We start from the raw sequence: 2,258 nt of genomic DNA, 5'->3' as shown, positions 1-2,258 counted from the left end.
GCACGAGCACCGCGTCGCGACGCAGGCGACACCACTCGCCACCCAGCTCCTGCACGCCGTCGGGGTGGCCCACGCGGCGAAGCTGCGCGGCGAGCCCACCGTGGTCCTGGCGATGTGCGGCGACGGCGCCACCAGTGAGGGCGACTTCCACGAGGCCCTCAACTTCGCCGCCGTGTTCCACGTCCCCGTGGTGTTCTTCATCCAGAACAACGAGTTCGCCATCTCCGTGCCGCTCAAGAACCAGACGGTGGCCCCCTCCCTCGCGCACAAGGCCATCGGCTACGGGATGCCGGGGGAGCGCGTGGACGGCAACGATCTCGCCGCCCTGCTCGCGGTGCTCGGAGCCGCCGTCGACCGCGCCCGCGACGGCGGTGGTCCCTCCCTGATCGAGGCCCACACGTACCGCATGCAGGCCCACACCAACGCCGACGACCCCACGCGCTACCGGTCGGCTGACGACGTGGAACGCTGGGTGCCCAGGGATCCGATCCTGCGGATGCGTACCTACCTGCGGGCCCTGAACCTGCTCACGGACGAGGGCGAGCAGGCGTTCGCCGACCAGGCCGACGCGATCGCCGCCGCCATCCGCACGGGACTCAACACGGAGGTAGAGGTGAACCCGGCAGAGCTCTTCGAATACGTCTACACGGAGAAGACATCGCAGCTGCGCGAGCAGGCCGAGCAGTTGCGTGAGGAACTGGCGCGCGGCGCGGCGCCGGATGCGCCCGCCGACGGCGCCGGGGACCAGGGGGGCCAGCGATGACGCAGACCACGGAGGCTCCCGCCGCGGACCGCGCCGGACACGTCGCCGGATCCGTCCGCACACCGCCGGCCAGGACCACCTCGACCTTCGCCAGGGCCCTCAATGCCGCCCTCGCGGATGCCATGGAGGCGGATCCGGCGGTGCTGATGTTCGGCGAGGACGTGGGCACCCTCGGCGGGGTCTTCCGCATCACCGACGGCCTGACGGCGAGATTCGGGGAGGAGCGCTGCTTCGACACGCCGCTCGCCGAGGCGGGCATCATGGGAATGGCCGTCGGCATGGCGATGAACGGCATGAAGCCGGTCGTCGAGATGCAGTTCGACGCGTTCGCCTACCCGGCGTTCGAGCAGGTGGTCAGCCACGTCGCGAAAATGCCCAACCGCACCCGCGGGAAGGTGCGCCTGCCCATCGTCATCCGGATCCCCTACGCCGGCGGCATCGGCGGCGTCGAGCACCACTGCGACTCCTCCGAGGCCTACTACGCCCACACACCCGGCCTCACCGTCCTGGCTCCCGCGACCGTGCACGACGCCTACCTGATGCTGCGGGAGGCCATCGCCTCCCCGGACCCGGTGGTGTTCCTCGAACCGAAGAAGCTGTACTGGTCCAAGGAGGAGGTGGACCTCGCCGAACTCCGCCGGACGTTCGACGACGGGGAGGCACCCCGGCGCATCGGCCGCGCCGTCGTCGCCCGCCAGGGTACCGATGCGACCCTCATCAGCTACGGTCCGTCCGTCCCGACGGCCCTCGCCGCCGCCGCGGCCGCCGCCGAGGAGGGCCGGTCGATCGAGGTCATCGACCTCCGCTCGATCGTCCCGTTCGACGACGAGACGGTGTGCGAGAGCGTCCGCCGCACCGGACGGGCCGTCGTCGTCGCCGAGGCCCCGGGCTTCGCGTCCGTGGCCTCGGAGATCGTGGCGCGGGTCCAGGAACGCTGCTTCCACTCGCTCGCCGCACCCGTGCTGCGGGTCACGGGGTTCGACATCCCGTATCCCTCGCCGAAGCTCGAGCACTTCTACCTGCCGAGCGTCGATCGCATCCTCGACGCCGTCGATGACCTGCAGTGGGAGGACTGACATGAGCGCACCGACCGTCAGCCCGCAACTCCTCGTCTTCGCGCTCCCCGATCTCGGGGAGGGCCTGACCGAGGCGGAGCTGGTGTCCTGGCTCGTCGCGGAGGGCGATACCGTCGCCGTCGACCAGCCCGTCGCCGAGGTGGAGACCGCCAAGTCCGTGGTCGAGGTCCCGTCCCCCTTCGCCGGCACCGTGGCCGTGCTGCACGGCAGGCCGGGCGAGGTGCTCGACGTCGGAGCGCCCTTCCTGTCGGTCCGTCCGGAAGGTTCCGAGACGCCGGTCCCCGATCCGGCCGCCGCCGGAGGGGAGGCCGTCGCGGATGCCGCGGCCGCCCTGCGGGAGGACGCGGGCGTCCCGACGTCGGCCACCAGCGGGAACGACGCTCCGCCCGTCGACGCCGGCGGGTCGGGGAACGTGCTGA

Annotated in this window: 3 protein-coding genes; all 3 read left to right on the top strand. The window is 71.7% G+C overall.

What is annotated here, in order from left to right:
• Positions 1–763 (top strand): thiamine pyrophosphate-dependent enzyme (locus CVO76_RS09950; protein ID WP_244185864.1); only part of this gene is annotated, 763 nt, incomplete at its 5' end.
• Positions 760–1,839 carry an alpha-ketoacid dehydrogenase subunit beta gene (locus CVO76_RS09945; RefSeq protein WP_133081124.1) on the top strand — a complete coding sequence of 360 codons (1,080 nt, stop codon included), beginning with the start codon at positions 760–762 and terminating at the stop codon, positions 1,837–1,839. The genes CVO76_RS09950 and CVO76_RS09945, both read left to right, overlap by 4 nt.
• A 1-nt stretch (position 1,840) precedes the next feature.
• A partial coding sequence (locus tag CVO76_RS09940; RefSeq protein WP_347876203.1) for a biotin/lipoyl-containing protein occupies positions 1,841–2,258 on the top strand: 418 nt, incomplete at its 3' end.

Source organism: Arthrobacter agilis (assembly GCF_002953615.1).
Taxonomy (GTDB): Bacteria; Actinomycetota; Actinomycetes; order Actinomycetales; family Micrococcaceae; genus Arthrobacter_D; species Arthrobacter_D agilis_B.
The sequence above is the reverse complement of the archived record's forward strand: the minus strand, read 5'-3'. Positions and strand labels throughout refer to the sequence as shown.